The organism is Oryzicola mucosus (genome assembly GCF_014534685.1).
In the GTDB taxonomy this organism is placed as follows: Bacteria; Pseudomonadota; Alphaproteobacteria; order Rhizobiales; family Rhizobiaceae; genus Oryzicola; species Oryzicola mucosus.
Genome location: NZ_JACVVX010000003.1, coordinates 573,649 through 599,672 on the forward strand (window position 1 = coordinate 573,649; position 26,024 = coordinate 599,672).

Below are 26,024 nucleotides of genomic sequence, written 5' to 3' on the forward strand. Positions count from 1 at the left end.
GGATGCTCCGTTTAACTGGCGTCATTCGAAAGGTTTGATTTTCACGGGGCTGCGGCGCAGCGACAGGAGCGCACCGACGATGATGACGACGGTGCCGAACAGAGCGAGCGCCGTCGGCATTTCGCCGAGGAAAATAGCGCCAATGGCAATAGCAAAGACCGCGCGGGTGAAATCCACCGGCGCCAGTGCGGACGCTTCGCCGACGCGCAGTGCCATGATCATTGAGGTGTTGCCGATGACGCTGAGCAATCCGGTCGCTACGAGGATGCAGAATGTCTCGAAGTCGGGAGTCACCCAATTCCATATCGCAATAGGCGTCAGCATCAACGTGCCGAATGCAGTCTGGTAGAGCAGCAACATAGCGGGCGGATCACGCTGGGCAAGAACGCGGGTGGCTATGGTCCCCGCCGCCGCGGCAGCGGCCGAAAACAGTCCCATCAGCGCACCAGCAGTGGACACGTCGCCACTGCCGGGACGCGCCAGGATGAGGATTCCTGCAAAGCCGACGAAAACCGCGAGCCAGCGTCGCGGTCCGACCGCTTCGCGAAGCAACATCGCCGCGAACAAAGTGACGAAGAAGGCCTTGGAAAAACTGATCGCGGTTGCCTCTGCCAAAGGCAAAAGCACCACGGCGGAAAAACCGGCATACAGGCTGCTGATGAGAAGAACGACGCGCAAGAGATGGGCGCCGCGCCGTTCGCTCTTGACCAGCGCCTGGCCAAACATCGGAAAATTGCGCAGGCCGATGAAAAGGAACTGCGTGGCGACGGAGAAGAACATGATGAGCGAGACCGGCACGGATTCAGCGCTGGTCTTGATGAGCGCCACCATGATCGAGAAGATCAAGGCGTTCATCGTCATCAGAAGCGAGCCGCGTACATTTCCGCTCAGCCCGCTCCAGCGATGACGTGTATTCGCTTTCAGATCACCCCATCTATTGCCCGGCATTCGTACCAAGCCGACCGACCACCGCCCTCAGGGCTTCGGGAAACGACCTTCCGAAATTGTAGGCGCGATCGGGAGACCAACCGGTTTCGGGCGTCGGGAACTCGGTCGTATCCTTGAAGGGCTGTTCGAGCAGGACCGAAAGGGAATGCGGAAAGCGGTTGCCGATCCAGTTCCAGCCCATTCCGAGATTGGCCTCGGCCGGACAGCCGCCCGGGTAGGGATGGCCGAGCTCGTAATCCGGCGAAGCCGCTGCCCAGGCCTCCTCGAACCGAGTGAAAATATCACGTCGCTCCGGCTTCCAGCTCGGCACGTTCTCGGAAGGCCAGATGAAATTGCAGTTCAGTTCCTTGTCGGCGTGGCAGTCGATGCAGAAATCAAGGCCGATTTCCTCCATTTTCGAGCTGACATGGAAGACCTCGGGTGACTTTTCCAGCGAAGGACTGTCCCATTCGCGGTTGAGATTGGCGCCCGTCGCATTGGCGCGGGTCAGACCGTTCGCCGAGCCGTCGGGATTGACGTTCGGCACGACGTAGATCACCGCCGACGCCAGCAAGGCGCGTGCCGTGGGATCGGTTTCGTCGAGGAGCCGATCAATAATGCCTTCGAGAAAGTATCCGCCCTGCGTTTCGGAAGCGTGCTGCCGCGCGATTATCCAGCATTTCGCCTTGCCAGTATCCGGCGTGCCGATCGTGAGCATGTCGATCGGTCGGCCTTCGACACTTTCTCCAATGGTCTCGAGCTTGACCAGTGGCGAGGTCTGCGCCTCGGCGATATAGCGGTGTTCGCGCTCCGCGCCATAAGGCGGCCAGGCCGCATAAAAGCAGAGGTCGTGTTCGGGCTGATGTTCGAAGATGAAGGATGTGCCGTCGAAGGTGCCAGGCACGCGGAACCAATAGTCGCCATCATAGCTCGCCATCGCGCCGGTGTTCTGCCAGGCGTTGTCGTAATCCTCGCGGTTGGCAAGGCGCCAGGAAAGAACGTCCGAGGCATTCGTCAGGCTGAAGCGGCAGGCCTGGCCGGCGGCGCCTGAAACCCGGAAGTGGTACCAGCCGAGAAATACACCGTCAGGATCCTTGCGCAGGGCAAGACGTATGTCGGCGGGGTCGGACGCATCTACGACGTCGATGCTGCCTGAGGTTATCTTCGAGCTGACTGAGATCATCGGTACTCCATCCTTTCCGGAACTTCAGGCAAGTGCGGAAGGCTGCAAAACTTTCCGCCCGAGTTTATCGGCGTCACGCAGCCGGTTTATCCTCGTTGAGATTGTAGTGCATGATCCGGCCGTGACGGCCTTTCTGGTCGCGTTCGAGATCGTAGACATCGCCTTCCATCGTTGTTTTCTGCGCCAGAACAGCATCGATTTCAGCGCGGTCGGCATCGGTCAGCGTCAGGCCGAACAGGCGACTGTGCGCCTCAAGATGACCCCCATGGCGCACGCCGACGATGATGCCGGCAACCTGCGGCCAGTCCAGCACGGCACGCATCGCGACATCCGCGATGTTGACGTGATGACGGTCGGCTATTTTTCGCAAGGTGGACAGGAGTGTCTGAAACAGCTCCCATCCGCCCATATCGTCGATGATCAGCTTGTATTTGACCAGAGAGCGGTTCTCGAGTTCACCGACCGGCTCCGGCACGCTTAGCCAACGATCGCTGAGGAAGCCGCCGGCAACCGTGCCGTAGCACAGGATCTTGATGTCGTTTTCCTTGCAGAATGGCAGCAGATCCTTTTCCGGCCTGTTATCGAGCAGCGAGTACTGCACCTGCATCGACGCGAACTCGATGCCGGAATCCTTGAGTTCGCGCATGCAGGACGTATTGAAATTGGTCGTACCGAGAAGGTCGATCTTGCCCTCCTTCTGGAAATCGGCGAGCCAGCCGGCAACCTCGACATAACGCGGCACTGCCGTATCCCACCAATGAAACTGGACGAGGTTCAGTCGATCCAGACCGAGCCGCACCAGCGAGCGGTCGATGGTTTCCTGAAGCTCGGCCTTCGTGATGGTCCTGAGTTTCTGAAGGTCGGGCACGCTCTTGGTATGAACCTTGAGCGGTGCCAGGAGTTCGCGGTCGCCTGAGGCTATCGTCGCGCGGCGGAAGTCGCCGATCAATTGTTCGACCCCCGTGTAGATGTCGGCGCAATCGAAGGTGGTGATGCCGGAGCGGATATAATCGCCCATTTCCGCAATCGCCTTTTCATGATCGACGGCAGCGTGACCGCCGGCAAGCTGCCAGCCACCCTTGAGCACGCGGCTGATCGTATAGCCCGGCCTGATGTCCGTGGTTTCGACTGCAGTCACGCGTCCTCCTCGCCCGGCAGGGCTACTTTTGTCGTGTCATTGTGATTGAAGCGGCGATAATTCAGCCTGGTGATTTTCATGCGCGTCGGGCAATGCGGATCAGGACATGCCACCTCCGCATCCGATGTCATCCAATCATTCTTATGCGAGGGCCGCTGCTTCGCGGCTAGCAAAGGCAGGACGGCTGCGAGCGAATAAATGGAAAACCCCTGCCCGGGCGGCAGGTACAGCATCTCGCCGCGCAGTTCGAAATAATCCCCCGGTTTGGCACCGCAATAAATCTTGCCTTCGCCGCTGCGGACGACCTCGACCTTGAGATCGTAGAGCTCAAAACTCTGGTCCTCTTCGTCCCGCGTCACGCCGCCCTCGATCCCGTTGAATGTTCATTTTTTTAAAAATCTTGTTGATCTTTGATCAAATGTCAAGCAGCTTTGCTTGGCAATTGGACGAGGCGCACGGCCACCAGAAAGAGTGGCAGCGCTGTAATGACGAGGGGTCGTGGATGGTGCCCGATAGCATGACGCTGGAAATCCTCCGTTATAAAACGGTGGCTGCCGCGGAAGAGATGGGGCTGACGCTGGTGCGGGCGGCGCGCACGATCTACATCAAGGAAGTGGCTGACTTCAGCACCGCGATTGCCGGTATCGACGGCAAGTTCTTCGCCTATCCAGAGGCACTCGGTGTTTCGGCCTTCGTCGACCTCGATTTGAACCCATCACTCAAGGCCGTCGGGACGCTCAAGCCGGGCGACGTCATTCTGTCCAACCTACCCTATGCCAATGGCGGACTGTCGACCCACCTCCCGGACCTGCAGTTCATCAAGCCGTATTTCCACGATGGCGAGATCGTGGCCTATGGCTGGACCTTCGCGCACACCTCGGACATTGGCGGCGGCGTGCCGTCTTCGATCTCGCCACGCTTCTCTGACGTCTATCAGGAAGGCCTGCAAATCCCGCCGGTAAAGCTGGTACGCGAGGGCAAGATCGATGACAGCCTTCTGACCGTCTACCTCGCCAACTGCCGCTCGCCGGAAACCAATCTCGGCGACATCAAAGCTATGCTGGCAGCCCTCGACAAGGGCGAGCAGCGCATCGCCGACGTCGTCGCGGCGCATGGTGCGGACGCGCTGGTGGCCGCGCAAAATCTGCTTGCGGGCTATGCCGGCGAGAAAGCGATGGCCGTTCTCAAGACCATTCCCAACGGGGTCTACGACTTCTGGGACTATCTCGACCATGACTTCGTCAGCCACATCCCGGTGCGCATCCGCTGCCGGATCACGGTCAAAGACGGCGCCATCGACCTGAACTACGATGGCACCGACCCTCAGCTGATGTCGGCCTTCAACGTGCCGACGCAGGGCTTGCGGCATCCCTATCTGACGCTGAGGCTGATGCACATGGTCACCACGCGCGACCCCTCCGCACCGCTGAATCATGGCATTCTGGATTCGGTCACCACCAGCGCGCCCAAAGGAAGCCTGATCAATCCCGAATATCCCGCTGCCTGTGGCGTCCGCCACGCCACCGTCATGCGGCTGATCGACGTCGCTTCCGGCGCACTGCACAAGGCAGATTCCGCGCTCGTGCCGGCAGCTGGCGGCGGTACGGTTCTGCCCGTCGTTCTGGCCGAACCCGACCCTGCGACCGGCCTACGGCGCTCCATGGTCATCCAGTCCATCGTCTGCGGCTCGGGTGCGCGCAACGGTTCCGACGGGGTCGACGGACGCGAATCCGGCCTTTCCAACACACGCAACTCGCCCATCGAACGCACTGAAGACGAAGCGGGCGTGATGATCGAGGAGTATGCGCTGCGGTCGGATTCGGGCGGTCCCGGACGCTGGCGCGGCGGCACCGGCGTGGTCTACACGCTGCGCATCCTGAAGGACGATTGCGCCGTTCTGGCGCGCGGCCTCGAACGCTTCTTCTTTACGCCATGGGGCGTGGCGGGCGGCCGATCGGCGGCACCTTGCCGCGTGGTGCTCAACATCGGACGGCCGGACGAGAAGGAACTGAGCCGCGTCGACATGCTGGAAATTGCGCGCGGCGACACGCTGAGCCTGATGACTCCGGGCGGCGGCGGTTTCGGAGACCCATTCACCCGGCCCGTCGAAGAGGTGCTGTACGACGTGGAACGCGGTTTCGTTTCGGAAGAATCGGCCCAGGTCGACTATGGCGTGGCGATCCACAGCGGCGTTCTCGACGAGGCGGAAACGCAGCGGATAAGGGGCGAAGCTCGACCAGCCTCAGGCGCATTCAACTTCGGCACCAACCGCATGCTGTGGGAAAGCGTGTTCGGCGACGACCTGGTCACCCGGCTCAACACCAGCCTGATGCGCTTTCCCGCCTCGATCCGGGGGAAACGCAGGCGGTCCATCTACGAGACGGTGTTTCCCGAGCTTAAGGAAACGTCCGGCTTCGACATCAACACCATCGCATCGAGAGCGGACGCCATGCGCGACCATTTCGCCGATCTCGTCGGCAACCTTGAGGCCGAAGGAGCGCGGGCATGAGCATGGCATCAAAAACCACAGCCTGGCGCATTGGTATCGACGTCGGCGGTACCTTCAACGACTTCGTCGCCGCGGAAAACGGAACCGGGCGGCGTGTGTTCTTCAAGGAGCCCAGCGTGCCGAGCGATCCGTCGCTTGCGGTCGAGCGTGGCATTGCCGGCCTGCTGAATAAAGCCGGCATTGCGCCCGATGCTGTCGAGCTTGTCATGCACGGCACGACGCTTGCGCTCAACTCGATCCTGCAGCGCAACGGCCCGCGCCTCGGCATGGTGGTATCGCGCGGCAATCGCGACGTCTTCGAAATCGCACGCTCGCGCATGCCGTCGGCCTTCGACTTCACGGCAAAGCGCGAAACGCCGCTGATCCCGCGCAATCTGGTGTTCGAGGTCGGCGCGCGCTGCCTGTCCAGCGGCGACATTGTCGACCGGCCCGACGAGGCGGCGCTCGACAGGCTGGCCGAGCAGGTGCGAGCAGCCGACCTCAAGGCCGTGGCGGTGATGCTGATCAACTCCTTCCGCCATCCGGAGCTCGAGCGCGAGGTGGCCGACGGTCTGCGCAAGCGGCTGCCAAACCTGCCGATCACGGAAAGCGCCGCGATCTGGCCGGAAATGCGAGAGTATGAGCGCGGCCTTCTGGCGGCGCTCAACGCCTATATCCAGCCGCTGATGCAGTCCTATTTCGACCGGCTCGAAACCCGGCTGCGAGGACTCGGCCTGACGGCGCCGATCTTCATCACCACCAACAATGGCGGTACGGTCAGTCTGGCGACGGCGCGTGCGCGGCCCATCGATACGGTTCTTTCGGGACCTGCGGCCGGCGTGGTCGCAGCCGTGAAAATGGCGCCGGAAGACGTTCGCGACCATCTCGTCACCCTCGACATGGGCGGCACCTCGACGGATATGGCGGTGGTGATCGGCGGCGAGCCGGAATATACCCAACTCGCGCAGGTCGGCGCGTTCCCTATCATTCTGCCGGTGGTGGCTGTAACGGCAATCGGTGCCGGCGGCGGTTCGACGGTCTGGATCGACCCGCAAGGCATCCTGAAGATCGGCCCCGAAAGCGTCGGCTCCGACCCAGGACCAATCTGCTACGGACGCGGCGGCACGCGGGTGGCGATCACCGACTGCTATCTCGCCAGCGGCATCCTGGACCCCAATGCTTTTCTCGGCGGCCGCATGCCGCTCGCCAAGGAACCGGCCTTGGCCGGCCTCGCCAAACTGGCGCGAGATATCGGGCTGACCGGCGAAAACGCGGCCGAAGAGGCCGCATCCGCAGCCCTTAGGGTAGCAACTGCCAAGATGTCGGTGGAGTTGTCTAAAATGCTTGCCAAGCGTGGGCTGGATCACCGCCAGTTCGCACTTGTCGCCTTCGGCGGGGCAGGCGCCACGCATGCGACGCTTCTGGCCGAAGAAGCCCGGTTGGAAAAGGTCATCATTCCGCTGGCGCCGGGCACTTTCTGCGCCCTTGGCGCAAGTCTTGCCGATATTCGCCGCGATTATGCCCGCTCGCTCGGCGGCTTCCTGCAGCCGGACGGTCAAGGCTTTGCCCCGGTCGCAGCAGCACTCGCCGAGATGAAGGCCGACGCGCTCAGCTGGATTGCGGGTGAAACCGACAGTGACGCCGATCTCTCCTTCCGTGTGAAGGCTGATATGCGCTTTGCCGACCAAGCCTACGAGTTGGAAATCTTCGTGCCGGAAGCGTTGCGCGAGACGCTCGACGGTGTGGCGCTGCTCGAACTCTTCCACGCCGAACACGAGCGTCTCTACGGTTTCGCCGACCGTGTCGCCTCGGTGCGCATCAGCACGATAAGGCTGTCCATCGCCGCCCTCAACGCAACAACCGGCAGCACCGCGATCGAGCCCCGAAAAGCACCTCAAGCGGGAACACGTCGGGTTTTTCACAAAAGCCGGCGGCTGGACGCCCCGCTTTATCGACGGTTCGACCTGCCTGCCGGGTTCGAAATCACCGGTCCGGCAGTCGTGGAACAGGACGACACCACAGTCTGGATCGTGCCGGGCTGGCAATGCCGTGTCGAGCCAATGGGGAACCTGGTTTTGACGCCGCAAAAGCAGGCGCGTGCCATCGAAAACGAAAGGACCATCGTCAAGGCAATTGCCTGACACACCAGCCCTTAGCGGGATTGACGACCCAGATGCTTTGGGGCAGTCTGAGAAAAATTGATCAAAGATCAAACAAGAGTGGGAACGGAGAACAAAAATGAAAAGAACGACTTCTTATCTCCGCTCGGCGGCCCTCATCGGCGTGCTGGCGGCTTCTTTCGGTAGCGTTGCCAATGCCGCAGACCTGCGCTTCGCACTGGCTGACGACCCGGACGCACTGGACACGAAAAGCAACCGCGCCCAGACTGGCCTCACGGTCCTGACCGTGATGTGTGACCGGCTGATGTGGACCGATTCCAAACTCACAATCCTGCCTGGTCTCGCCAAGAGTTGGTCGTGGTCGGACGACGGCAAGGAACTGACTCTTGATCTTATAGAAGGCGCCAAGTTCCAGGATGGCACGCCGTTCGACGCCGAAGCGGTGAAGATCAACATCGAACGCAATAAGGAAAAGGGTTCGCAACGCGCCGACGATATCTCGACCGTCGCCAGCGTCGAGGCCGTCAGCCCGACCAAGGTACTGATCAAGGTGAGCGAACCCAGCGCCCAGTTGCTGAGCAAGCTTGCCGACCGTGTCGGCATCGTGTTCTCCCCCACGGTGATCAAAGAGCTGGGCGACAATCTCGGACGCGCGCCGGTCTGCGTCGGCCCCTATAAATTCGTCGAGCGTGTCGCTCAGGACCGGATCGTGCTGGAGAAGGATGCGAATTATTACGACGCGGCGAAATACGCTTTTGACAAAGTGACTTTCCGCATTATCCCCGACGATGCTGTGCGCCTTGCCAACCTGCAGTCGGGCGAACTCGACCTGATGGAAAAGCTCGATCCCTCGAACGCCGCGACCGTGGCCGAGGACAAGAACCTGCAGATCATCCCGATGACGGTTCTGAACAACCAGACAGTTGTTCTGAACCTGAACCGCGAAGGCCCGATGAAAGACCCCAAGGTGCGGGAAGCGCTGGAAATGGCGCTCGACCGCCAGGCCATCGTCGACGTTGCCTTCGCCGGCCAGTACCAGGCTGGCAACCAGTTCGTCGCGCCCGATTCGCCCTTCTACAACGCCGACTTCCCGATCCCTGCGCGGGACCCGGAAAAGGCCAAAGCCCTGATCGCCGAGGCTGGGCTGCAGGAGCCCGTTCCGCTGAAGATCCTGGTGCCGAACCGTCCGTTGTCTGTTCGCGTCGGCGAGATGATGCAGGCGATGGGGACCAATGCCGGTTTCGCCATCACGCTCGATGTGGTGGATTTCGCCACGACGCTGAAGTTGACGGATGAGGGCAATTTCGAGTCCTGGGGTCCGATCGGCCCGCAATTCGCCAACGATCTGGACACGGTTGCCTATCCAGTGCTGCACTCGACCGGCGGTCGCAATCTGAGCCGTTACAAGAGCCCGGAGATGGACAAGCTCTTGGAAGCGACCCGCACCGCGACCGATCCGGCAAAGCGGATGGAACTCTTCAAGGAGGCATCAGCGCTTGCGGTGAAGGACCGTCCGGTACTGTATCTCTACCACCAGAAGCCGCTGTTCGTGGCAACAAGCAAGCTGAAGGGCTTCCACGCCACGGGCGACGGTTTCGTGAAGCTCGACGGCATGACCATCGACTGACGGACAAAGGTATCTGATAATATCTGGAACAGACGGCGGTCCGCAGCAGCGGACCGTCCGATGCCCCGCAAGGAGCGTTCATGTTCGGCTTTCTCGTGCAAAGGGTGTTGGCAGCGATACCAACCCTTTTCATCATTTCACTGATCGTTTTCAGCCTTCAGCAATTGCTGCCAGGCGATCCGGCGCTGGTGATCGGCGGCGGCGAAGCCTCTCCGGAAATGCTTGCGCAGATCCGCGAACAATACGGCTTCAACGATCCCTTCCTGGTGCAATACTGGCATTGGATCACCAATGTCATGCAGGGCGATTTCGGCGTCTCCTTCCGCACCCGCGAGGAGATCGGCCCGATGTTGGCTGCAAAGATTCCGGTGACGTTGACGCTCGCCACCGCAGCCATGCTGGTTTCGCTGGTCATCGGCATTCCGGCCGGCATTCTCGCCGCGATCTGGCGCGGACGCGGCTGGGATCACGCCGTGACCGTCGCAGCGCTGTCGGGCATTTCGATCCCCAATTTCTGGCTCGGCATCATGATGATCCTGCTGTTCGCCGTGCATTTGGGCTGGCTGCCGGCAAGCGGCTATGTCAGCTTCTTCGACGACCCCATCCAGAGCATCAGGACGCTCATCATGCCGGCCATCGTGCTGGGCGCCGGCCTTGCCGCCGCCATGATGCGCCACACCCGCAGCGCCATGCTGACCGTGATGCGCCAAGACTATGTGCGGACGGCACGCGCGAAAGGGGTAGCCGAAAAGACGGTGATCCTCAAGCACGCCTTCCTCAACGCGCAAATCCCGATCATAACGTTAGCAACCCTGCAATTCGGCACGCTTTTGGCGGGCGCGGTGTTGACCGAACAGGTCTTCTCCATTCCCGGCGTCGGCAAGATGGTGGTCGATGCCGTCTTCAACCGCGAATATCAGGCGGTTCAGGCCGTGACGCTGCTGTCGGGGGCAGCTTTCGTACTGATGAGCCTGCTCGCGGACGTGCTCTATTTCGTCGCCAATCCGAAATTGAGGACGAAAACGCTGTGAGCATCTCCGTCAGCGCCCCCACCGCCGCCAGCGACAAAGCGCCGTCGCAATTCGCCTGGCTCGCCCGGCGCTTCATCCGCAACAGGGCGGCCCTGTTCGGGCTGGTCATCGTCGGGCTGTTCGTCATTCTCGCGGTGTTCGCGCCGCTGATAGCTCCGTTCGATCCAATCAAGACCAACTGGTCGATGATCCGCAAGGCGCCGTCGGCGCTGCACTGGTTCGGGACCGATGAGCTTGGCCGCGACGTACTCTCGCGGGTGATCTACGGGGCGCGGGCATCGTTGATGGCTGGCGTTGTATCGGTGCTGATCGCCTTCACCATAGGCGTGCCGATCGGTATCGTCTCCGGCTATATCGGCGGAATCTTCGACACCGTCGTCATGCGCATCATCGACGCCTTCCTAGCCATTCCGTTCCTGATCATGGCGATTGCGCTGGCCGCGTTTCTCGGACCGAGCCTGACCAATGCGATGATCGCCATCGGCATTTCGTCCGCACCGATCTTTGCGCGGCTGGCACGCGGCCAGACGCTGGTGATCAAGGTCGAAGAATATATCGAAGCGGCCTATTCGCTTGGCGTCCGGCCTATGACGATCCTGGTGAAATACATCTTTGTAAATGCTTTTCCGCCGCTCCTGGTGCAGTCGACGCTGGCGATTGCCACCGCGATCATCGCCGAGGCAGCCCTTGCCTTCCTCGGCCTCGGCCAGCAGCCGCCGGATGCGAGTTGGGGCAGCATGCTGAACGCAGGACGGTCCTCGCTGTCGCTCGCGCCCTGGATGTCGATCTATCCCGGCATTGCAATTTTCCTGACCGTTCTCGGCTTCAATCTGCTGGGCGACGGACTGCACGACGCGCTCGATCCCAAGGACTGAGCGCAGTCCAAGACAACGGCTATCGCCGCATGAAGGAATGACGATGCTGGATGTGACGAGCAGGAAGGATGAAACGACAGCAAGGCTTGCGCCCGTGCTGTCGGTCGAGAACCTGACGACCTCCTTCCGGACCGATAGCGGGTGGAAATCGGTGGTGCGCAACATGTCCTTCGACATCGCGCCACGCGAGACGGTTGCGATTGTCGGCGAATCCGGCTCGGGCAAAAGCGTGACGTCACTGTCGATCATGCGGCTTCTGCAAAAGGGTGCAAGCCGCATCGAAGGCAAGATACGGCTCGGCGGCAAGGACTTGCTGTCCTTGTCGGACGAGGAAATGCGCGGCGTCCGCGGCAAAGACATCGCGATGATCTTCCAGGAGCCGATGACCAGCCTCAACCCGATTTTTCCAATCGGCAACCAGATCGCCGAGGCGCTGACCGTGCATCAGTCGCTGACCCGATCCCAGGCACGCGCGGAGGTCACGCGGCTTCTGGAGAAGGTGCGCATTCCCAACGCCGCCTCGCGTTTCGACGAATATCCGCACCAGTTTTCCGGCGGCATGCGCCAGCGTGTGATGATCGCCATGGCCCTTGCTTCCCGGCCGAAGCTGCTGATTGCCGACGAGCCGACGACGGCGCTCGATGTGACCATCCAAGGCCAGATTCTCGACCTGATCAAAACGCTGCAGGACGAGGAAGGCATGGCCGTCCTGTTCATCACCCACGACATGGGCGTGGTGGCCGAAGTGTCAGACCGGACATTGGTGATGTTCCGCGGCGATATCGTGGAGATGGGCACGACAGACGATATCTTCCATCGCGGCAAGCACCCTTACACGCGGGCGCTGCTGGCAGCCGTGCCGCGGCTGGGTTCGATGAAAGGCCGCGCTTTGCCGCAGCGCTTCCCCATCATCGACATCAACACCGGCGAAGCGATGCCGTTCAAGGATGTCACGGATACCGTCGCCAAGACCAAGACGCCGATCCTCGACGTCAAGGACCTGACGACGCGCTTCGACATCAACGCCGGCTTCTTTCGCCGCCACACGGGCTCGGTGCATGCGGTGGAGAAGGTGTCCTTCAGCCTGTTCGAAGGCGAAACGCTGTCGCTGGTCGGCGAATCCGGTTGCGGGAAATCGACCACCGGACGCTCCGTCACCCGCCTGGTCAGGCCGACCAGCGGCCATGTCACTGTCGACGGCTATGACGTCATGACGCTCGACGCCTCGACCTTGCGCACCATGCGGCGCTCAATCCAGATGGTGTTCCAGGACCCGTTCGCCAGCCTCAACCCGCGTATGAGCGTCGGTTCGGCTGTCACCGAGCCCTTCGTCGAGCACAAACTCGGCACAAGGCGGCAGGCCCGCGAAAAGGCCGCCGACCTGATGGAGAAGGTCGGCCTGTCACCCGACATGATGCGGCGGTTTCCGCATGAATTTTCAGGCGGCCAGCGCCAGCGCGTCGCCATTGCCCGCGCCCTGATGCTTGACCCGAAGGTGATCGTCGCCGACGAGGCGGTTTCGGCGCTGGACGTCTCGATCAAGGCGCAGGTCTGCAACTTGCTGCTCGACCTGCAGCAGAGCCTGAACCTCGCCTATTTGTTCATCAGCCATGACATGGCGGTGGTGGAACGCGTCAGCCACCGGGTGGCAGTGATGTATCTCGGCGAGATTGTCGAGATCGGCCCTCGGGCGGCGGTGTTCGACAATCCACAGCATCCCTACACGCGAAAACTGATGGCTGCGGTGCCGGTGCCCGATCCAGCCCGCCGGTCGCTGAAACGCAACATGTCCACCGACGAGATCAAGAGCCCTTTCCGCCCCGCCGGCTATGTGCCGCCGCTGCGCACGTATCGCGAGGTCTCGGAAGGGCATCTTGTCCAGACTGGCTAAGGCTCGGATCTTCGCGTGACATAGGACCGGCTGGCGCCATAAATGCGCAGGAATTGAGGATTGCCCTAACCATGACTGGACTTCCCGACCTCACCGCCATCGAAGCGATGGACGCCGCCGATCCGCTGCGCGCAATGCGCGACCGCTTCGTTGTGCCCGAAGGCCTCGTCTATCTCGACGGCAACTCGCTGGGCGCAGCCTCGCCTGCCGCCTTTGCCGAATTGGAGCAGGCGGCGAAGGTCGAATGGGGCCGGGACCTGATCCGTAGTTGGAACAAGGCCGGCTGGTTCGAAATGCCGCTGGTCTTGGGTGACCGCATCGGCAAGCTGGTAGGCGCCGCTCCCGGCCAGACCGTGGTTGCCGACACCACCTCGATCAACATCTACAAGGCGCTGCACGCGGCGATGAGCCTTCGGCCCGACCGCACCATCATCGTCGCGGAAGGCGGCAGTTTCCCGACCGATCTATACATCACAGAAGGCGTGCTTTCGACCCGGCCAGGGGCGACGCTCCGGCTTGAGGGCGTTGACGCGCCGAGCATCGAAGATCTGATCGATGAGAACGTCGCCGTTGTTCTGGTCAACCACGTCAACTACAAATCGGGTGAGTTGCGCGACATGGCGGCACTGACCAAGCGCGTGCAGGACGCCGGCGCTGTCGTTGTCTGGGACCTCTGTCATACCGCTGGAGCCTTGCCTATCGACCTAGACGGCGCCAACGCCGATTTCGCCGTCGGCTGCAGCTACAAATATCTTAATGGCGGCCCCGGAGCACCGGCCTTCATTTATGTCGCGCAACGCCATCTGGCCGAAGCCCGCCAACCGCTGAGCGGCTGGTGGAGCCACGCGCGGCCCTTCGCCTTCGAGCAGGGCTATGCAGCGGATGCGGGTATCCGCCGCTTCCAGTGCGGCACCCAATGCATCCTGTCGATGCGCGCGCTGAAGGGCGCGTTGGATATCTGGGACGATGTCGACATGCATGCCCTGCGCAGAAAAAGCGTAGCGCTGACGGATCTGTTCATCCAGCTGGTCGAGGCCAAATGCGAGGGTCTCGGCCTGACGCTGGAAAGCCCACGCGACAGTTCGAGGCGCGGCAGCCAGGTGGCGTTCAGGCATGACAACGCCTATGCGGTGATGCAGGCGCTGATCGAACGCGATGTGATCGGCGATTTCCGTGCGCCGTCCACGCTCCGCTTCGGCTTCACTCCGCTCTATATCGGGTTCAAGGATGTCTGGACGGGGGTCGAAGTTCTCGAGGACATCCTGCGCAGCGATGCCTGGAAGGACGAGCGCTTCGCAGTGAAAGCGGCGGTCACGTGATCCGCCACAGTTTTCCGGCCTTGTCCCGGCCTCTGAAACGGCTCTACAACAGCCCGGTCGCGCCGGCATCAGCCGGTGAGCTGGGATGAACATGGCCGAGCAGAAAATGGACGAAACGAAAGCGGCCGGCGCGGCCGCCGAGTGGATAGATGGCGAAACCAAGGTGCTGGAAGCCCCTGGCGACCACGGCGCCGAGTTGCGGCTCTGGTTGCGCCTGTTGACCTGCTCCACGCTGGTGGAGACGGAGGTGCGCCGCCGCCTACGCGAGGAATTCGATTCCACCTTGCCCCGCTTCGATCTGATGGCGCAGCTTGAACGCGCCAGCGACGGCATGGTGCTGGGCGAAGTGTCCAAGCGCATGATGGTGTCGCCGGGCAACATCACGGTTCTGGTGGAACGCCTTGCCGAGAGCGGCCACATCAGCCGCACCACCTCGCCCACCGACCGGCGCGTGCAGATCATCGCGCTGACTCCCTTCGGCCGCGCCGAGTTCGAGAAGATGGCGGCCGCCCATGCCGGCTGGATCGCCGACCTGTTCGGCCGCCTTTCAACAAAAGACGGGGCAGTCTTGCTCGACGAACTCGCCAAGCTCAAACGATCCATCGTCGGCTCGCTCGGCAAGGCCGGCAAGCCGGCCTGATCCTCTTAGTGGGAGTCGCCATCAGAGGCTTCGTCGTCACGAATAATTTTAAGCTTGAAGTTTTTCGAAAGCAGGTTCATGTTCCTTTTGCCGGCGGTGCTACCGCGGCTTGCCCGACAGGGCGATACGAATTCCGGAGGAGAACGGCATGCGGATTGTCTGCATCGGTGGTGGTCCGGCGGGGCTCTATTTCGCGCTTCTGATGAAGCGCCAGCACCCCCAACACGAGATCACCGTGGTCGAGCGCAACCGCCCGTTCGACACCTTCGGCTGGGGGGTGGTCTTTTCCGACGCCACCATGCAGTCGATGCGCCAGTGGGACCCGCAGACAGCTGAAGCCATCGAAGTCGCCTTCAACCACTGGGATGACATCGAGCTGGTGTTCAAGGGCAGAAAAATCCGCACCAGCGGCCACGGCTTCGTCGGCATCGGCCGCAAGAAGATGCTCAACATCCTGCAGGAGCGCTGCCTCGAACTAGGCGTCGAACTGGTCTTCGAGACCGACGTGCAGGGTGACCAGGATTTTCCCGATGCCGACCTGATCATTTCAGCCGATGGCGTGAACTCGCGCATCCGGCACAAATATGCCGACATCTTCAAGCCCGACATGCTGATGCGGCCCAACCGGTACATCTGGCTCGGCACCGACAAGCCGTTCGACGCCTTCACCTTCGACTTCCAGAAGACAGAGCATGGCTGGTTCCAGGCGCATATCTACCGTTTCGACGAGAAGACCTCGACCTTCATCGTCGAAACCACCGACGACGTGTTCAGGGCGCATGGTATCGACCGGATGGATCAGGACCAGTCCATCGCGTTTTGCGAGAAGCTGTTCGCCGGCACGCTGGACGGCCACAGGCTGATGACCAATGCGCGCCATATGCGCGGCTCCGCCTGGCTCAATTTCGGAAGGCTGATCTGCGAAAAATGGAGCCATTTCAACGGCAGGAGCCATGTCGTGCTGATGGGCGACAGTGCCCATACCGCGCATTTCGCCATCGGTTCGGGCACCAAGCTCGCCATAGACGACGCCATAGAGCTGACGCGTCAGTTCGACCTGTTCGGTCACGACACGGCAAGGATCGGCGAGGTGCTCGCCGCCTATGAGGAAATCCGCCGCGTCGATGTCGCCCGTATCCAGAATGCGGCGCGCAACGCCATGGAGTGGTTCGAGGTAGTCGGCACGCGCTACGCCGACACGATGGAGCCCGAACAATTCATGTATTCGATGCTGACGCGCTCGCAGCGCATCAGCCACGAAAACTTGCGGTTGCGCGACAAGGACTGGCTCGAAGGCTACGAGCGCTGGTTCGCTGAACGCGCCGGCGTGAATCCCGCGCCCAATGGCGCCGTGCCGCCGCCGATGTTCACGCCCTTCAGCATTCGCGGGCTGAAGCTGCACAACCGCATCGTCATGTCGCCGATGGCGATGTATTCCGCCACAGATGGCATGCCGAACGACTTTCACCTCGTCCATCTCGGTTCGCGCGCCATGGGCGGCGCGGCTTTGATCTTTCCGGAAATGACCTGCGTTTCTCCCGACGCACGCATAACACCGGGTTGCCTCGGCCTTTGGAACGATGAGCAGAAAGCGGAGTGGAAGCGCATCGTCGACTTCGTCCACACCACCACACCGGCCAAAATCGGCATCCAGCTCGGCCATGCCGGCCGCAAGGGGTCGACCCGGCTTGCCTGGGACGGCATCGACCAGCCGGTCGACGAGGGCGGCTGGCCGCTGATCTCGGCATCGCCCCTGCCCTATCTCAAGAACTCCGCCACCCCGCGCGAAATGACGCGCGAGGACATGGACAGGGTGATCGGCGACTTCGTCAGCGCCACTGAGCGCGCCCGCGACCTCGGCTTCGACATTCTGGAGCTGCATGCCGCGCACGGCTATCTGCTGTCGAGTTTCCTCTCACCGCTGACCAACCTGCGCGATGACGAGTACAATGGCGACCACGCCGCACGCGCGCGCTTCCCGCTCGAAGTGTTTCACGCCATCCGCGCGGTATGGCCAAAGGACAAGCCGATCTCGGTGCGCCTCTCCACCAACGACTGGGCCGAGGGCGGCAACACCCCCGAGGACGCGGCTATTTTCGCTGAACTGTTCAAGGATGCCGGCGCCGACATGATCGACTGTTCATCGGGACAGGTGGTGAAGGAGGAGAAGCCGGTCTATGGCCGCCTGTTCCAGACGCCTTTCTCCGACAAGATCCGCAACGAGGTTCAGATCCCGACAATCGCAGTCGGCGCCATCTCGGAAGCCGATCATGCCAACTCGATCATCGCAGCCGGCCGCGCCGATCTGTGCGCAGTGGCCCGCCCGCATCTCGCCGATCCGTCCTTCGTCATGCATGAGGCGGCCAGGATCGGCTACGACGCACAGGTCTGGCCCAAGCAATATGCCTCGGCGCGCGGTCAGTATGTCAACAACCTCGCCCGCGCGGCGACACCGCCTAAGGGCTGACCATGGCTCAGCGCCACGCCTTCGTCACCGGTGCCGGCAGTGGCATAGGCAGGGCAATCGCCCTTGAGCTCAGTGCTGCCGGTCTGACGGTCACGCTTGCAGGCCGCCGGAAGGCGCCGCTCGAAGCTGTTGGGGCCGAGATCGAGGCAGCCAGCGGGAGCGCGCTTGTCGTTTCAGGCTTCGATGTCACCAACGAATCATCCATCGCCCACGGCATCGAATCTGCGATTGCCGCCTCGGGCGATATCGCGGTTCTGGTCAACTGCGCTGGTGAGGCGCCCTCCGCGCCCTTCGAGAAGACCGATCTGGCGACCTGGAACCGTGTCCTGGCGATTAACCTGACGGGAACCTTCCTGGTCACCCAGGCCGCCCTGCCCGCGATCCGCCGCGCTGGCAACGGCCGTATCGTCAATGTCGCCAGCACTGCAGGCTTGACCGGCTATGGTTATGTCGCTGCTTATTGCGCTTCCAAGCACGGCGTGGTCGGCATGACGCGCGCTTTGGCGCTTGAGCTTGCTCGAACGGACGTGACGGTCAACGCCGTCTGCCCCGGTTTCACCGACACGCCGCTCATCGACAAGGCCATAGACACGATAACCGGCAAGACCGGGCGGACGCCCGACGAGGCCCGCGCAAGCCTGGCCCGCGCCAATCCGCAGGGCCGGCTGGTGACGCCGCAGGAGGTCGCCGACGCGGTGCTCTGGCTCGCATCCGAGAGAGCAACCGCCATCACAGGCCAGGCAATACCCGTCGCGGGGGGCGAGGTTCTCGGATAAAACCAATCGCCCGAAGAGTTTCAGGCACGTTCAACAGGGGAATACGAAAATGGCAGGCGATCTACAGAAAGGCATTACCCGCAACGGCGAGGGCTTCGACGGCAAGACTTGGAACATTTTGGGCCAAGTCTATTTACCGAAAGCTGTCAGCGAGGCGAGCTTCGCCTTCGAAACCAACAGCGAGCCGGGCCAGTTCGTGCCCGTTCATATCCATCCGACGCAAGATGAGTACATCCTTGTCCAGGAAGGCGAGCTCGACCTGAAGCTTGACGGCGAATGGTTCAAGGCCAAGGCCGGCGACCTGGTGCGGATGCCGCGCGGCGTTCCGCATGGCTATTTCAACAAATCCGACAAGCCGACCCGCGCTTTGTTCTGGGTGTCGCCGGCGGGCATGCTCGAACAACTGTTCGAGAAGCTGGACAACATGTCCGACGTCGAGGAAGTCGTGAAGGTGTCCGCCGCGCATGAGGTGGATTTCCTGCCGCCGTCGGCCAACGACTGATCAAGACAACCGGCCAGCGGTGCGATGGAGGAGCAGGCAATGACGACCAACCCGATGCAGGAGAAAAAGCGTCCGTTCAAGGACCATAGGGCGAAGCATTTCCTGTTCGAAACGGATGCCGATGGTCGCGTTGCAACCATCACGCTGAACCGGCCGGAGAAGAAGAACCCGCTGACCTTCGAAAGCTACGAGGAACTGGGCGACCTTTTCCGCTCGTTGCACCGTGCCAGCGACGTACGCGCCATCGTCATCACGGGCGCTGCCAACAACTTCTCCTCCGGCGGCGACGTGTTCGATATCATCGAGCCGCTGACCAAGATGGCGATGCCCGACCTGCTCGATTTCACCCGCATGACGGGTGATCTCGTCCGCCAAATCCGTTCCTGTCCGCAACCGATCATCGCGGCGGTGGACGGTATCTGCGCGGGTGCGGGCGCAATCCTTGCCATGTCGGCAGATTTCCGCATCGCCACGCCAGAAACCAAGACTGCCTTCCTATTTACCCGCGTCGGCCTTGCCGGCGCGGATATGGGCGCGTGCGGCATCCTTCCCCGTATCATCGGCCAGGGCCGCGCCGCCGAGTTGCTGTTTACGGGCCGTATCATGACCTCAGCCGAAGGCCATGCCTGGGGGTTCTACAACGCCCTGCACGAGCGGCCGGTTCTGCTGGAGGAAGCTCAGAAATTCGCCCGCACCGTTGCCGACGGTCCTTGGTTTGCGCACGCCATGACCAAGAAGATGCTCGACCAGGAATGGGCGATGGGGATCGATCAGTTGATCGAATCCGAAGCCCAGGCCCAGGCGATCTGCATGGCGACCGGCGATTTCCGCCGTGCCTTCGAGGCCTTCGCCGCTAAGGCAAAGCCCGAATTCAAGGGCAATTGAGACATGGCCGCGCATTTGAAACCCACCGGCCAGCCGGCGCGCGACCATCTCGAGTGGCCGTTCTTCGACGAAAGCCACCGGACACTTGCTACGGAACTCGACCGCTTCGTCTTAGATGGCGGACTAGGCGAGATCGATCACAAGGACGCAGATGCGGCGTGCAAAAAGCTTGTCCGAACGCTGGGCGAGGCCGGCATTCTGCGCCACTGCGTGTCCAACGCGTACGGCGGCGCGGGCGATGAGATCGACAGCCGCTCGCTGTGCCTCATCCGTGAAACGCTGGCCTATGCGGATGGGCTCGCCGATTTCGCCTTCGCCATGCAGGGGCTGGGGACCGGCGCCATCAGCCTGTCGGGTTCGGAAAGCCTCAAGCAGGCCATTCTCCCCAAAATCGCTCGCGGCGAGCTCATCTCAGCCTTCGCGCTGACCGAGCCGGAGGCTGGGTCCGATGTCGCCGCGATGAGCACATCGGCGCGCCGCGACGGCGACGACTTCGTGCTCGACGGCGAGAAGATTTTCATTTCGAACGGCGGTATAGCGGATGTCTACACTGTCTTTGCCCGCACAGGCGAAGCGCCGGGCACGAGGGGCATCTCGGCCTTTGTGGTATTCGCCGATACGCCCGGCTTCAGCATCGCCGAGCGCATCGAAACCATCGCGCCGCATCCTCTGGCACGCATCCGTTTCGACAACTGCCGCATCCCCGCTGTGCAACTTATGGGCTCGCCTGGCGAAGGCTTCAAGATCGCCATGCGCACGCTCGACATCTTCCGGCCTTCGGTAGCCGCCGCAGCCCTCGGCTTTGCCCGCCGCGCGCTGGACGAGGTCGTAGTGCATGCGAAATCGCGAAAGATGTTCGGTGCGACTTTGGCCGACCTGCCGACGGCGCAAAGCACGCTGGGCGAGATGGCCACCGCGATCGACGCGGCCTCCTTGCTGACCATCCGCACCGCCTGGCGCCGCGACGTGCAGAAGCTGCCGATCACGCGAGAAGCCGCCATGGCCAAGATGACGGCGACGGAAAACGCGCAGTGGGTGATCGACCAGGCGCTGCAGATGTTCGGCGGCAGGGGCGTCCGGGTCGGTGAGATCACCGAACGGCTCTATCGGGAGATCCGCGCGCTGCGCATCTACGAAGGCGCCACCGAAGTGCAGAAACTCATCATCGGCCGTGAGCTGATGAAAGCGGCGAAGTGAAGAGGTAGACCATCCCATGCATGAAATCCTGCAACCCGAAGGATGGGCCAAGCCGCTCGGTTATGCCAATGGTGTCGCGGCGAGCGGCAAAACGATCTTCGTCGGCGGGCAGATCGGCTGGAACGCCAGTTGCGAGTTCGAGACCGACGATTTCGTAGCCCAAGTCAGGCAGACCCTGGAGAATGTCGTCGCGGTCTTGCGCAGCGGCGGCGGCGAACCGCACCACATCACCTCGATGACCTGGTATTTCACCGACAAGAAGGAATACACCCAAAACCTGCGTGGCATAGGCAAGGCCTATCGCGACGTCATCGGCCGGCATTTCCCAGCCATGGCTGCGATGCAGGTCGTGGCCCTGGTGGAAGATCGGGCCAAGATCGAAATCCAGGCAACGGCAGTGATTCCGGAATAGCCCCTGCGCCAGCACCATGCGGTGGACTATCTCGGCTGCAGATTCGTGACCTCATAGGTCCAGACGCGGAAGCCTTTCAGGATATGCGGGCCGAAGGAGTTGATGAGCGGTATGTCGGTTGCGTCGCGGCCGCGTGCTACCACGATCCGGCCGATCCTCGGCTTGTTGTTTCGCGGATCGAAGGTGTGCCATTCGCCGTCCAGGAAAACCTCCATCCAGGCGCTGAAATCCATCGGGTCGACAACCGGAACGCCGATGTCGCCGAGATGGCCGTTGACGTAACGTGCAGGAATGTTGAGGCAGCGGCACAGTGCGACAGCGAGATGCGCAAAGTCGCGGCAGACGCCGACCTGTTCGTGAAACGCCTCGAAGGCGGTCCGTGTCGATCGGGCCTGCTGGTAGTCGAAACGGATATGGCCGTTCACGAAATCGCAGATTGCCTGGACGCGCCCCCATCCGGGCGGAGTGGCGCCGAACATGTCCCAGGCGATCTGGCTTAGACGGTCCGTCTCGCAATAGCGGCTGCCCATCAGATAAACCAGGCAATCGTCCGGAAGATCGGCCACGGGCACTTCCCGCGCTTCGGGCACGATCCTGTCCAGCATGCCGTCGTCCTCGATCGTGGCGTCGCCCCACAAGGTGAGATCGCCCGCCGGTGCGACGAGCCGGCGGCACCTGTTGCCGAACAGGTCGCGATAGGTCGTGGTCGGGACGTCTGGATTGGTGAAGACCGCTTCCGGGACCCGGATATCCGCCGCCCTGTCCTCATGGACAGACAGCAGGCAAACCAAGGCGGTCGGCTGCTGACAGGTCAGCGTGATCTCGTAACCGTAGCGGATGAACATCTGAATTGGCTCTCTGGAGAAAATCTGAAGCTGGAAAAGACTGGTCTTGGACAACAACGCGGCTGGGCACGCTCGGTTCATTTCAATCCCAACAGGGCAGATGCGCCCGGCTCCGGCGCTGTGGGATCGGGCTTCGAGCTGACTGGATGCGGACCGAGATGGGCACTCTTTCTCTATGCGCCGGACCCATATTTCAAAAAAGGCGCAAAGCCTTCTTTATTTGAGCGCAAAAATAAAAACGCTCTACCGAGCAGACGGAGTAGTTCGAGCGGAAAAATACTGCTTAAATTATTGGCATTTCGATACTATTTCAGGCTAAAATCTTGCGCGGTGTAAATCGCACCCGCAATTAGATTTTAGCACTCCTATCTATCGAGTGCCAAGGATGCTATGAAGACTATGCAGCCGCCCTATGCGCCGGCAGCAGAAAGACTTCTTATGAAATTCCGTCCACTTCACGATCGCGTCGTCATTCGACGCGCGGACAGTGATATCAAATCCAAGGGCGGCATCATCATTCCAGATACCGCCAAGGAAAAGCCGCAGCAGGGCGAAGTCATCGCCGTTGGGCCTGGATCGCGCGATGAAAGCGGAACGCTCGCGCCGCTCGACGTCAGGCCCGGTGACATGATCCTGTTCGGCAAATGGTCGGGCACCGAGATCAAGATCGATGGCGAGGATCTCCTGATCATGAAGGAGACCGACATCATGGGTGTCGTCGAAGCGACCGTGGCAGCCAGCAAAGCCGCCTGACCGACAATTGCGGCCCCCTACTCTCAAAAGAACTGGACGAACATCATGTCTGCCAAACAGATCAAATTTTCCACCGATGCGCGGGACCGTATGCTGCGCGGTGTCGAACTGCTGAACAACGCCGTCAAGGTGACGCTCGGCCCCAAGGGCCGCAACGTGGTCATCGACAAGGCCTATGGCGCACCCCGCATCACCAAGGACGGCGTTTCCGTCGCCAAGGAAGTCGAACTCGCCGACAAGTTCGAAAACATGGGCGCCCAGATGGTGCGCGAAGTCGCCTCCAAGACCAACGACCTTGCCGGTGACGGCACGACCACCGCGACCGTGCTGGCCACCTCGATCCTGCGCGAAGGCGCCAAGCTGGTCGCAGCCGGCATGAATCCGATGGACCTCAAGCGCGGTATCGACCTGGGCATCGCTGCCGTCGTCAAGGAAATCCAGGCGCGTGCCACCAAGGTCAATGCATCCGCGGAAATCGCACAGGTTGGCACGATTGCCGCCAATGGCGATGCCTCAGTGGGCGAGATGATCGCCAAGGCGATGGACAAAGTCGGCAATGAGGGGGTCATCACCGTCGAGGAAGCCAAAACGGCCGACACCGAACTCGACGTCGTTGAAGGCATGCAGTTCGACCGCGGCTATCTCAGCCCCTATTTCGTCACCAACCCCGAAAAGATGCGCGTCGAATTGGACGATCCTTACATACTTCTGCACGAGAAGAAGCTCGGCAATCTGCAGGCGATGCTGCCCATTCTCGAAGCCGTGGTTCAGTCCGGCCAGCCGCTGCTGATCATCTCCGAAGACGTCGAAGGCGAGGCCCTGGCAACGCTGGTCGTCAACAAGCTGCGTGGCGGCCTGAAGGTCGCAGCCGTGAAGGCTCCCGGCTTCGGCGACCGGCGCAAGGCCATGCTCGAAGACATCGCAATCCTGACGCAGGGCCAACTGATTTCGGACGACCTCGGCATCAAGCTGGAGAATGTCACCATCGACATGCTGGGCCGTGCAAAACGCGTCGTGATCGATAAGGAGACCACGACCGTGATCGACGGCTCGGGCGAGAAGTCGGCTATTGCGGCGCGCATCAGCCAGATCAAAGCGCAGATCGAGGAAACCACCTCGGACTACGACAAGGAGAAGCTGCAGGAGCGGCTGGCAAAATTAGCCGGCGGCGTGGCGATCATCCGGGTCGGCGGCGCGACAGAAACCGAGGTCAAGGAAAAGAAGGATCGCATCGACGATGCGCTCAACGCCACGCGCGCGGCGGTCCAGGAAGGCATCGTGCCGGGCGGCGGCGTCGCTCTTCTGCGTGCCAGGGCTGTCTTGACCGCGTTGACCGGTGAAAACGCCGACGAGACCGCAGGTATTTCCATCGTGTCCAGGGCACTCGAAGCCCCGATCCGGCAGATCGTGGAAAATGCCGGCGTCGAAGGCTCCATCGTGGTCGGAAAGCTCAACGACAGCACCGATCATAATCAGGGCTTTGACGCGCAGACGGAAACCTATGTCGACATGATCAAGGCCGGCATCGTCGATCCTGCCAAGGTCGTTCGTACCGCTCTGCAGGATGCCGGCTCCATCGCAGCGTTGTTGATCACTGCTGAGGTGATGATCACCGACGCGCCCGCGACGGACTCCACTTCGCCCGCCGCCAATGGCGGCATGGGGTACTAGTCGCAAAGCGACTGTTCTCGCAAAGTTTGAAGGCCGCGAGCCTCGGCTTGCGGCCTGCCTCTTTTTCTCAGCCATCAACAGGAGCGTGACCCATGATTTCCTTCTCGAAAAAGGCCGATAGCGCGCCGAAGCCGGCTGAGAAAGCCGACGACAACCGTTTCGACAAGATCAAGAAAGAAGCGGCGGACAAGCGCAAGAAGTCGGAAGCAGACAATAGGACGCGGCCTGCGCCTGAGGCCGCTGATAGCGACTAGGCCGGAGTCCCAAACGGCTACTGGAAAAACGTGACGAGCCAATAAGAGACAGCGGAAATCATGCCTGCGACCGGCAAGGTCACGAACCAGGCAATGACGATGTTGCCGGCCAGCCCCCAACGTACCGCCGATGCCCGCCGTGCAGCGCCCACGCCGACGATGGCACCGGTTATGGTGTGGGTGGTGGACACCGGAATGCCGAGCCATGTCGCCGCGAAGAGGGTGATTGCGCCGCCGGTTTCGGCGCAAAAGCCCTGCATCGGATTGAGGCGGGTGATGCGCGATCCCATGGTGTGGACGATGCGCCAGCCGCCCAGCAAAGTGCCGAAAGCCAGCATGAACTGGCACGACAGGACCACCCAGAGCGGCACGTAGAAGGTATCGCCGAGATAGCCTTGCGAATAGAGCAGCACCGCGATGATGCCCATCGTCTTCTGCGCATCGTTGCCGCCATGGCCGAGCGAGTAGGCCGACGCCGAAATGAACTGCATGATCCGGAACACGCGATCAACTGCGAATGGCGTGTATTTCACGAAGGTCCAAGAGACGATCAAGACCAGCACCAGCGCGAGCACGAAGCCGGTGAAAGGCGATAGGAAGATCGCCGACGTCGTCTTGAGGACGCCGCTCCACACCACGGCGCTGAGCCCAACCTTCGCCAGCCCTGCCCCCAGCAAGCCACCGATCAGCGCATGCGAACTGCTCGACGGGATGCCATAAATCCAGGTGACGACGTTCCAGACAATGGCACCGACCAAGGCCGCGAAGATGACCGACGGGTCGACGACATTGGCGTCGATGATGCCGGTTCCGAGCGTTTCGGCGACATGCAGGCCGAAGAACAGAAACGCAATGAAATTGAAGAAGGCGGCCCAGGCCACCGCATATTGCGGCCGCAGCACCCGGGTCGAAACGATTGTGGCGATGGAGTTCGCCGCGTCGTGAAGTCCGTTCAGCATATCGAACAGCAGCGCCACGCCGATCAAGGCGATCAGCAGCGGAAAGGCGAGTGTGGCGTCCATC

At 61.6% G+C, this 26,024-nt stretch carries 23 protein-coding genes; 17 read left to right on the forward strand and 6 right to left on the reverse strand.

The window, feature by feature from the left end:
- Nucleotides 1–21: 21 nt before the first annotated feature.
- The 4 genes from ICI42_RS12910 to ICI42_RS12925 form a co-directional block, all read right to left on the reverse strand.
- Nucleotides 22–861 carry a DMT family transporter gene (locus ICI42_RS12910; RefSeq protein ID WP_188164967.1) on the reverse strand — a complete coding sequence of 280 codons (840 nt, stop codon included), beginning with the start codon at nucleotides 859–861 and terminating at the stop codon, nucleotides 22–24.
- 73 nt (nucleotides 862–934) lie between these two features.
- A complete protein-coding gene (locus ICI42_RS12915) occupies nucleotides 935–2,110 on the reverse strand; it encodes a M14 family metallopeptidase (protein WP_188164968.1) in 1,176 nt (391 codons plus the stop codon).
- Between the two features lie 73 nt (nucleotides 2,111–2,183).
- A complete protein-coding gene (locus ICI42_RS12920) occupies nucleotides 2,184–3,248 on the reverse strand; it encodes an aldo/keto reductase (RefSeq protein ID WP_188164969.1) in 1,065 nt (354 codons plus the stop codon).
- On the reverse strand, nucleotides 3,245–3,607 hold the full coding sequence (locus ICI42_RS12925; protein WP_188164970.1) for a TIGR04076 family protein: 363 nt from the start codon (nucleotides 3,605–3,607) through the stop codon (nucleotides 3,245–3,247). Before ICI42_RS12925 ends, ICI42_RS12920 begins: the two co-directional genes overlap by 4 nt.
- Nucleotides 3,608–3,750: 143 nt before the next feature.
- On the opposite strand from ICI42_RS12925, the gene ICI42_RS12930 reads away from it, so the two are divergent.
- The 14 genes from ICI42_RS12930 (at nucleotide 3,751) to ICI42_RS12995 (ending at nucleotide 21,478) form a co-directional block, all read left to right on the forward strand.
- Complete coding sequence (locus ICI42_RS12930) at nucleotides 3,751–5,757, forward strand: hydantoinase B/oxoprolinase family protein (protein ID WP_188164971.1); 2,007 nt, start codon at nucleotides 3,751–3,753, stop codon at nucleotides 5,755–5,757.
- Entirely contained in the window at nucleotides 5,754–7,877 is a 2,124-nt protein-coding gene (locus ICI42_RS12935; protein ID WP_188164972.1) for a hydantoinase/oxoprolinase family protein, read from the forward strand. Before ICI42_RS12930 ends, ICI42_RS12935 begins: the two co-directional genes overlap by 4 nt.
- A 97-nt stretch (nucleotides 7,878–7,974) precedes the next feature.
- Nucleotides 7,975–9,483 carry an ABC transporter substrate-binding protein gene (locus ICI42_RS12940; RefSeq protein ID WP_188164973.1) on the forward strand — a complete coding sequence of 503 codons (1,509 nt, stop codon included), beginning with the start codon at nucleotides 7,975–7,977 and terminating at the stop codon, nucleotides 9,481–9,483.
- Between the two features lie 80 nt (nucleotides 9,484–9,563).
- Nucleotides 9,564–10,514, forward strand: a complete 951-nt coding sequence (locus ICI42_RS23650; protein WP_188164974.1) for an ABC transporter permease — start codon at nucleotides 9,564–9,566, stop codon at nucleotides 10,512–10,514.
- Nucleotides 10,515–10,516: 2 nt separating this feature from the next.
- Nucleotides 10,517–11,389 carry an ABC transporter permease gene (locus ICI42_RS23655; RefSeq protein ID WP_330999167.1) on the forward strand — a complete coding sequence of 291 codons (873 nt, stop codon included), beginning with the start codon at nucleotides 10,517–10,519 and terminating at the stop codon, nucleotides 11,387–11,389.
- A gap of 43 nt (nucleotides 11,390–11,432) precedes the next feature.
- The gene (locus tag ICI42_RS12955) at nucleotides 11,433–13,280 is read left to right on the forward strand and encodes an ABC transporter ATP-binding protein (RefSeq protein WP_188164976.1); all 1,848 of its coding nucleotides are present in this window, start codon (nucleotides 11,433–11,435) and stop codon (nucleotides 13,278–13,280) included.
- 71 nt (nucleotides 13,281–13,351) lie between these two features.
- Nucleotides 13,352–14,599: a kynureninase gene (gene kynU, locus ICI42_RS12960; protein ID WP_188164977.1), complete on the forward strand. Its 1,248-nt coding sequence runs from the start codon at nucleotides 13,352–13,354 to the stop codon at nucleotides 14,597–14,599.
- A gap of 91 nt (nucleotides 14,600–14,690) precedes the next feature.
- Nucleotides 14,691–15,239, forward strand: coding sequence for a MarR family winged helix-turn-helix transcriptional regulator (locus tag ICI42_RS12965; protein WP_230980305.1), 549 nt, complete (start codon nucleotides 14,691–14,693; stop codon nucleotides 15,237–15,239).
- 148 nt (nucleotides 15,240–15,387) lie between these two features.
- Nucleotides 15,388–17,706, forward strand: coding sequence for a bifunctional salicylyl-CoA 5-hydroxylase/oxidoreductase (locus tag ICI42_RS12970; protein ID WP_188164978.1), 2,319 nt, complete (start codon nucleotides 15,388–15,390; stop codon nucleotides 17,704–17,706).
- A 2-nt stretch (nucleotides 17,707–17,708) separates the two neighbouring features.
- Nucleotides 17,709–18,482 carry an SDR family NAD(P)-dependent oxidoreductase gene (locus ICI42_RS12975; RefSeq protein ID WP_188164979.1) on the forward strand — a complete coding sequence of 258 codons (774 nt, stop codon included), beginning with the start codon at nucleotides 17,709–17,711 and terminating at the stop codon, nucleotides 18,480–18,482.
- Nucleotides 18,483–18,531: 49 nt separating this feature from the next.
- Nucleotides 18,532–18,984: a cupin domain-containing protein gene (locus tag ICI42_RS12980; RefSeq protein WP_188164980.1), complete on the forward strand. Its 453-nt coding sequence runs from the start codon at nucleotides 18,532–18,534 to the stop codon at nucleotides 18,982–18,984.
- Nucleotides 18,985–19,023: 39 nt separating this feature from the next.
- A complete protein-coding gene (locus tag ICI42_RS12985; RefSeq protein WP_407945155.1) occupies nucleotides 19,024–19,869 on the forward strand; it encodes an enoyl-CoA hydratase family protein in 846 nt (281 codons plus the stop codon).
- 3 nt (nucleotides 19,870–19,872) lie between these two features.
- Nucleotides 19,873–21,066, forward strand: coding sequence for an acyl-CoA dehydrogenase family protein (locus ICI42_RS12990; protein WP_188164982.1), 1,194 nt, complete (start codon nucleotides 19,873–19,875; stop codon nucleotides 21,064–21,066).
- Nucleotides 21,067–21,082: 16 nt separating this feature from the next.
- Entirely contained in the window at nucleotides 21,083–21,478 is a 396-nt protein-coding gene (locus tag ICI42_RS12995; protein WP_188164983.1) for a RidA family protein, read from the forward strand.
- Between the two features lie 26 nt (nucleotides 21,479–21,504).
- Here the strand turns inward: ICI42_RS12995 and ICI42_RS13000 are convergent, their stop codons facing one another.
- Nucleotides 21,505–22,323, reverse strand: a complete 819-nt coding sequence (locus ICI42_RS13000) for a transglutaminase-like domain-containing protein (RefSeq protein WP_188164984.1) — start codon at nucleotides 22,321–22,323, stop codon at nucleotides 21,505–21,507.
- A 438-nt stretch (nucleotides 22,324–22,761) separates the two neighbouring features.
- Between ICI42_RS13000 and ICI42_RS13005 the strand changes: the two genes are divergently transcribed.
- The 3 genes from ICI42_RS13005 (at nucleotide 22,762) to ICI42_RS13015 (ending at nucleotide 25,001) form a co-directional block, all read left to right on the forward strand.
- Nucleotides 22,762–23,076, forward strand: a complete 315-nt coding sequence (locus tag ICI42_RS13005) for a co-chaperone GroES (protein WP_188164985.1) — start codon at nucleotides 22,762–22,764, stop codon at nucleotides 23,074–23,076.
- A 45-nt stretch (nucleotides 23,077–23,121) separates the two neighbouring features.
- Nucleotides 23,122–24,747, forward strand: a complete 1,626-nt coding sequence (gene groL / locus ICI42_RS13010) for a chaperonin GroEL (RefSeq protein WP_188164986.1) — start codon at nucleotides 23,122–23,124, stop codon at nucleotides 24,745–24,747.
- A gap of 92 nt (nucleotides 24,748–24,839) precedes the next feature.
- On the forward strand, nucleotides 24,840–25,001 hold the full coding sequence (locus ICI42_RS13015; RefSeq protein ID WP_188164987.1) for a hypothetical protein: 162 nt from the start codon (nucleotides 24,840–24,842) through the stop codon (nucleotides 24,999–25,001).
- Between the two features lie 17 nt (nucleotides 25,002–25,018).
- On the opposite strand, the gene ICI42_RS13020 is transcribed toward ICI42_RS13015, so the two are convergent.
- A complete protein-coding gene (locus tag ICI42_RS13020; RefSeq protein ID WP_188164988.1) occupies nucleotides 25,019–26,023 on the reverse strand; it encodes an inorganic phosphate transporter in 1,005 nt (334 codons plus the stop codon).
- Between the last annotated feature and the right edge of the window lies 1 nt (nucleotide 26,024).

Bases quoted from the DNA above. Each gene is read 5' to 3' on its own strand.
- ICI42_RS12910 (WP_188164967.1), bottom strand. From the start codon at position 861: ATGACGATGAACGCCTTGATCTTCTCGATCATGGTGGCGCTCATCAAG.
- ICI42_RS12915 (WP_188164968.1), bottom strand. From the start codon at position 2,110: ATGATCTCAGTCAGCTCGAAGATAACCTCAGGCAGCATCGACGTCGTA.
- ICI42_RS12930 (WP_188164971.1), top strand. From the start codon at position 3,751: ATGGTGCCCGATAGCATGACGCTGGAAATCCTCCGTTATAAAACGGTG.
- ICI42_RS12935 (WP_188164972.1), top strand. From the start codon at position 5,754: ATGAGCATGGCATCAAAAACCACAGCCTGGCGCATTGGTATCGACGTC.
- ICI42_RS12940 (WP_188164973.1), top strand. From the start codon at position 7,975: ATGAAAAGAACGACTTCTTATCTCCGCTCGGCGGCCCTCATCGGCGTG.
- ICI42_RS23650 (WP_188164974.1), top strand. From the start codon at position 9,564: ATGTTCGGCTTTCTCGTGCAAAGGGTGTTGGCAGCGATACCAACCCTT.
- ICI42_RS12955 (WP_188164976.1), top strand. From the start codon at position 11,433: ATGCTGGATGTGACGAGCAGGAAGGATGAAACGACAGCAAGGCTTGCG.
- kynU (WP_188164977.1), top strand. From the start codon at position 13,352: ATGACTGGACTTCCCGACCTCACCGCCATCGAAGCGATGGACGCCGCC.
- ICI42_RS12965 (WP_230980305.1), top strand. From the start codon at position 14,691: ATGGCCGAGCAGAAAATGGACGAAACGAAAGCGGCCGGCGCGGCCGCC.
- ICI42_RS12970 (WP_188164978.1), top strand. From the start codon at position 15,388: ATGCGGATTGTCTGCATCGGTGGTGGTCCGGCGGGGCTCTATTTCGCG.
- ICI42_RS12975 (WP_188164979.1), top strand. From the start codon at position 17,709: ATGGCTCAGCGCCACGCCTTCGTCACCGGTGCCGGCAGTGGCATAGGC.
- ICI42_RS12980 (WP_188164980.1), top strand. From the start codon at position 18,532: ATGGCAGGCGATCTACAGAAAGGCATTACCCGCAACGGCGAGGGCTTC.
- ICI42_RS12985 (WP_407945155.1), top strand. From the start codon at position 19,024: ATGACGACCAACCCGATGCAGGAGAAAAAGCGTCCGTTCAAGGACCAT.
- ICI42_RS12990 (WP_188164982.1), top strand. From the start codon at position 19,873: ATGGCCGCGCATTTGAAACCCACCGGCCAGCCGGCGCGCGACCATCTC.
- ICI42_RS12995 (WP_188164983.1), top strand. From the start codon at position 21,083: ATGCATGAAATCCTGCAACCCGAAGGATGGGCCAAGCCGCTCGGTTAT.
- ICI42_RS13000 (WP_188164984.1), bottom strand. From the start codon at position 22,323: ATGTTCATCCGCTACGGTTACGAGATCACGCTGACCTGTCAGCAGCCG.
- ICI42_RS13005 (WP_188164985.1), top strand. From the start codon at position 22,762: ATGAAATTCCGTCCACTTCACGATCGCGTCGTCATTCGACGCGCGGAC.
- groL (WP_188164986.1), top strand. From the start codon at position 23,122: ATGTCTGCCAAACAGATCAAATTTTCCACCGATGCGCGGGACCGTATG.
- ICI42_RS13015 (WP_188164987.1), top strand. From the start codon at position 24,840: ATGATTTCCTTCTCGAAAAAGGCCGATAGCGCGCCGAAGCCGGCTGAG.
- ICI42_RS13020 (WP_188164988.1), bottom strand. From the start codon at position 26,023: ATGGACGCCACACTCGCCTTTCCGCTGCTGATCGCCTTGATCGGCGTG.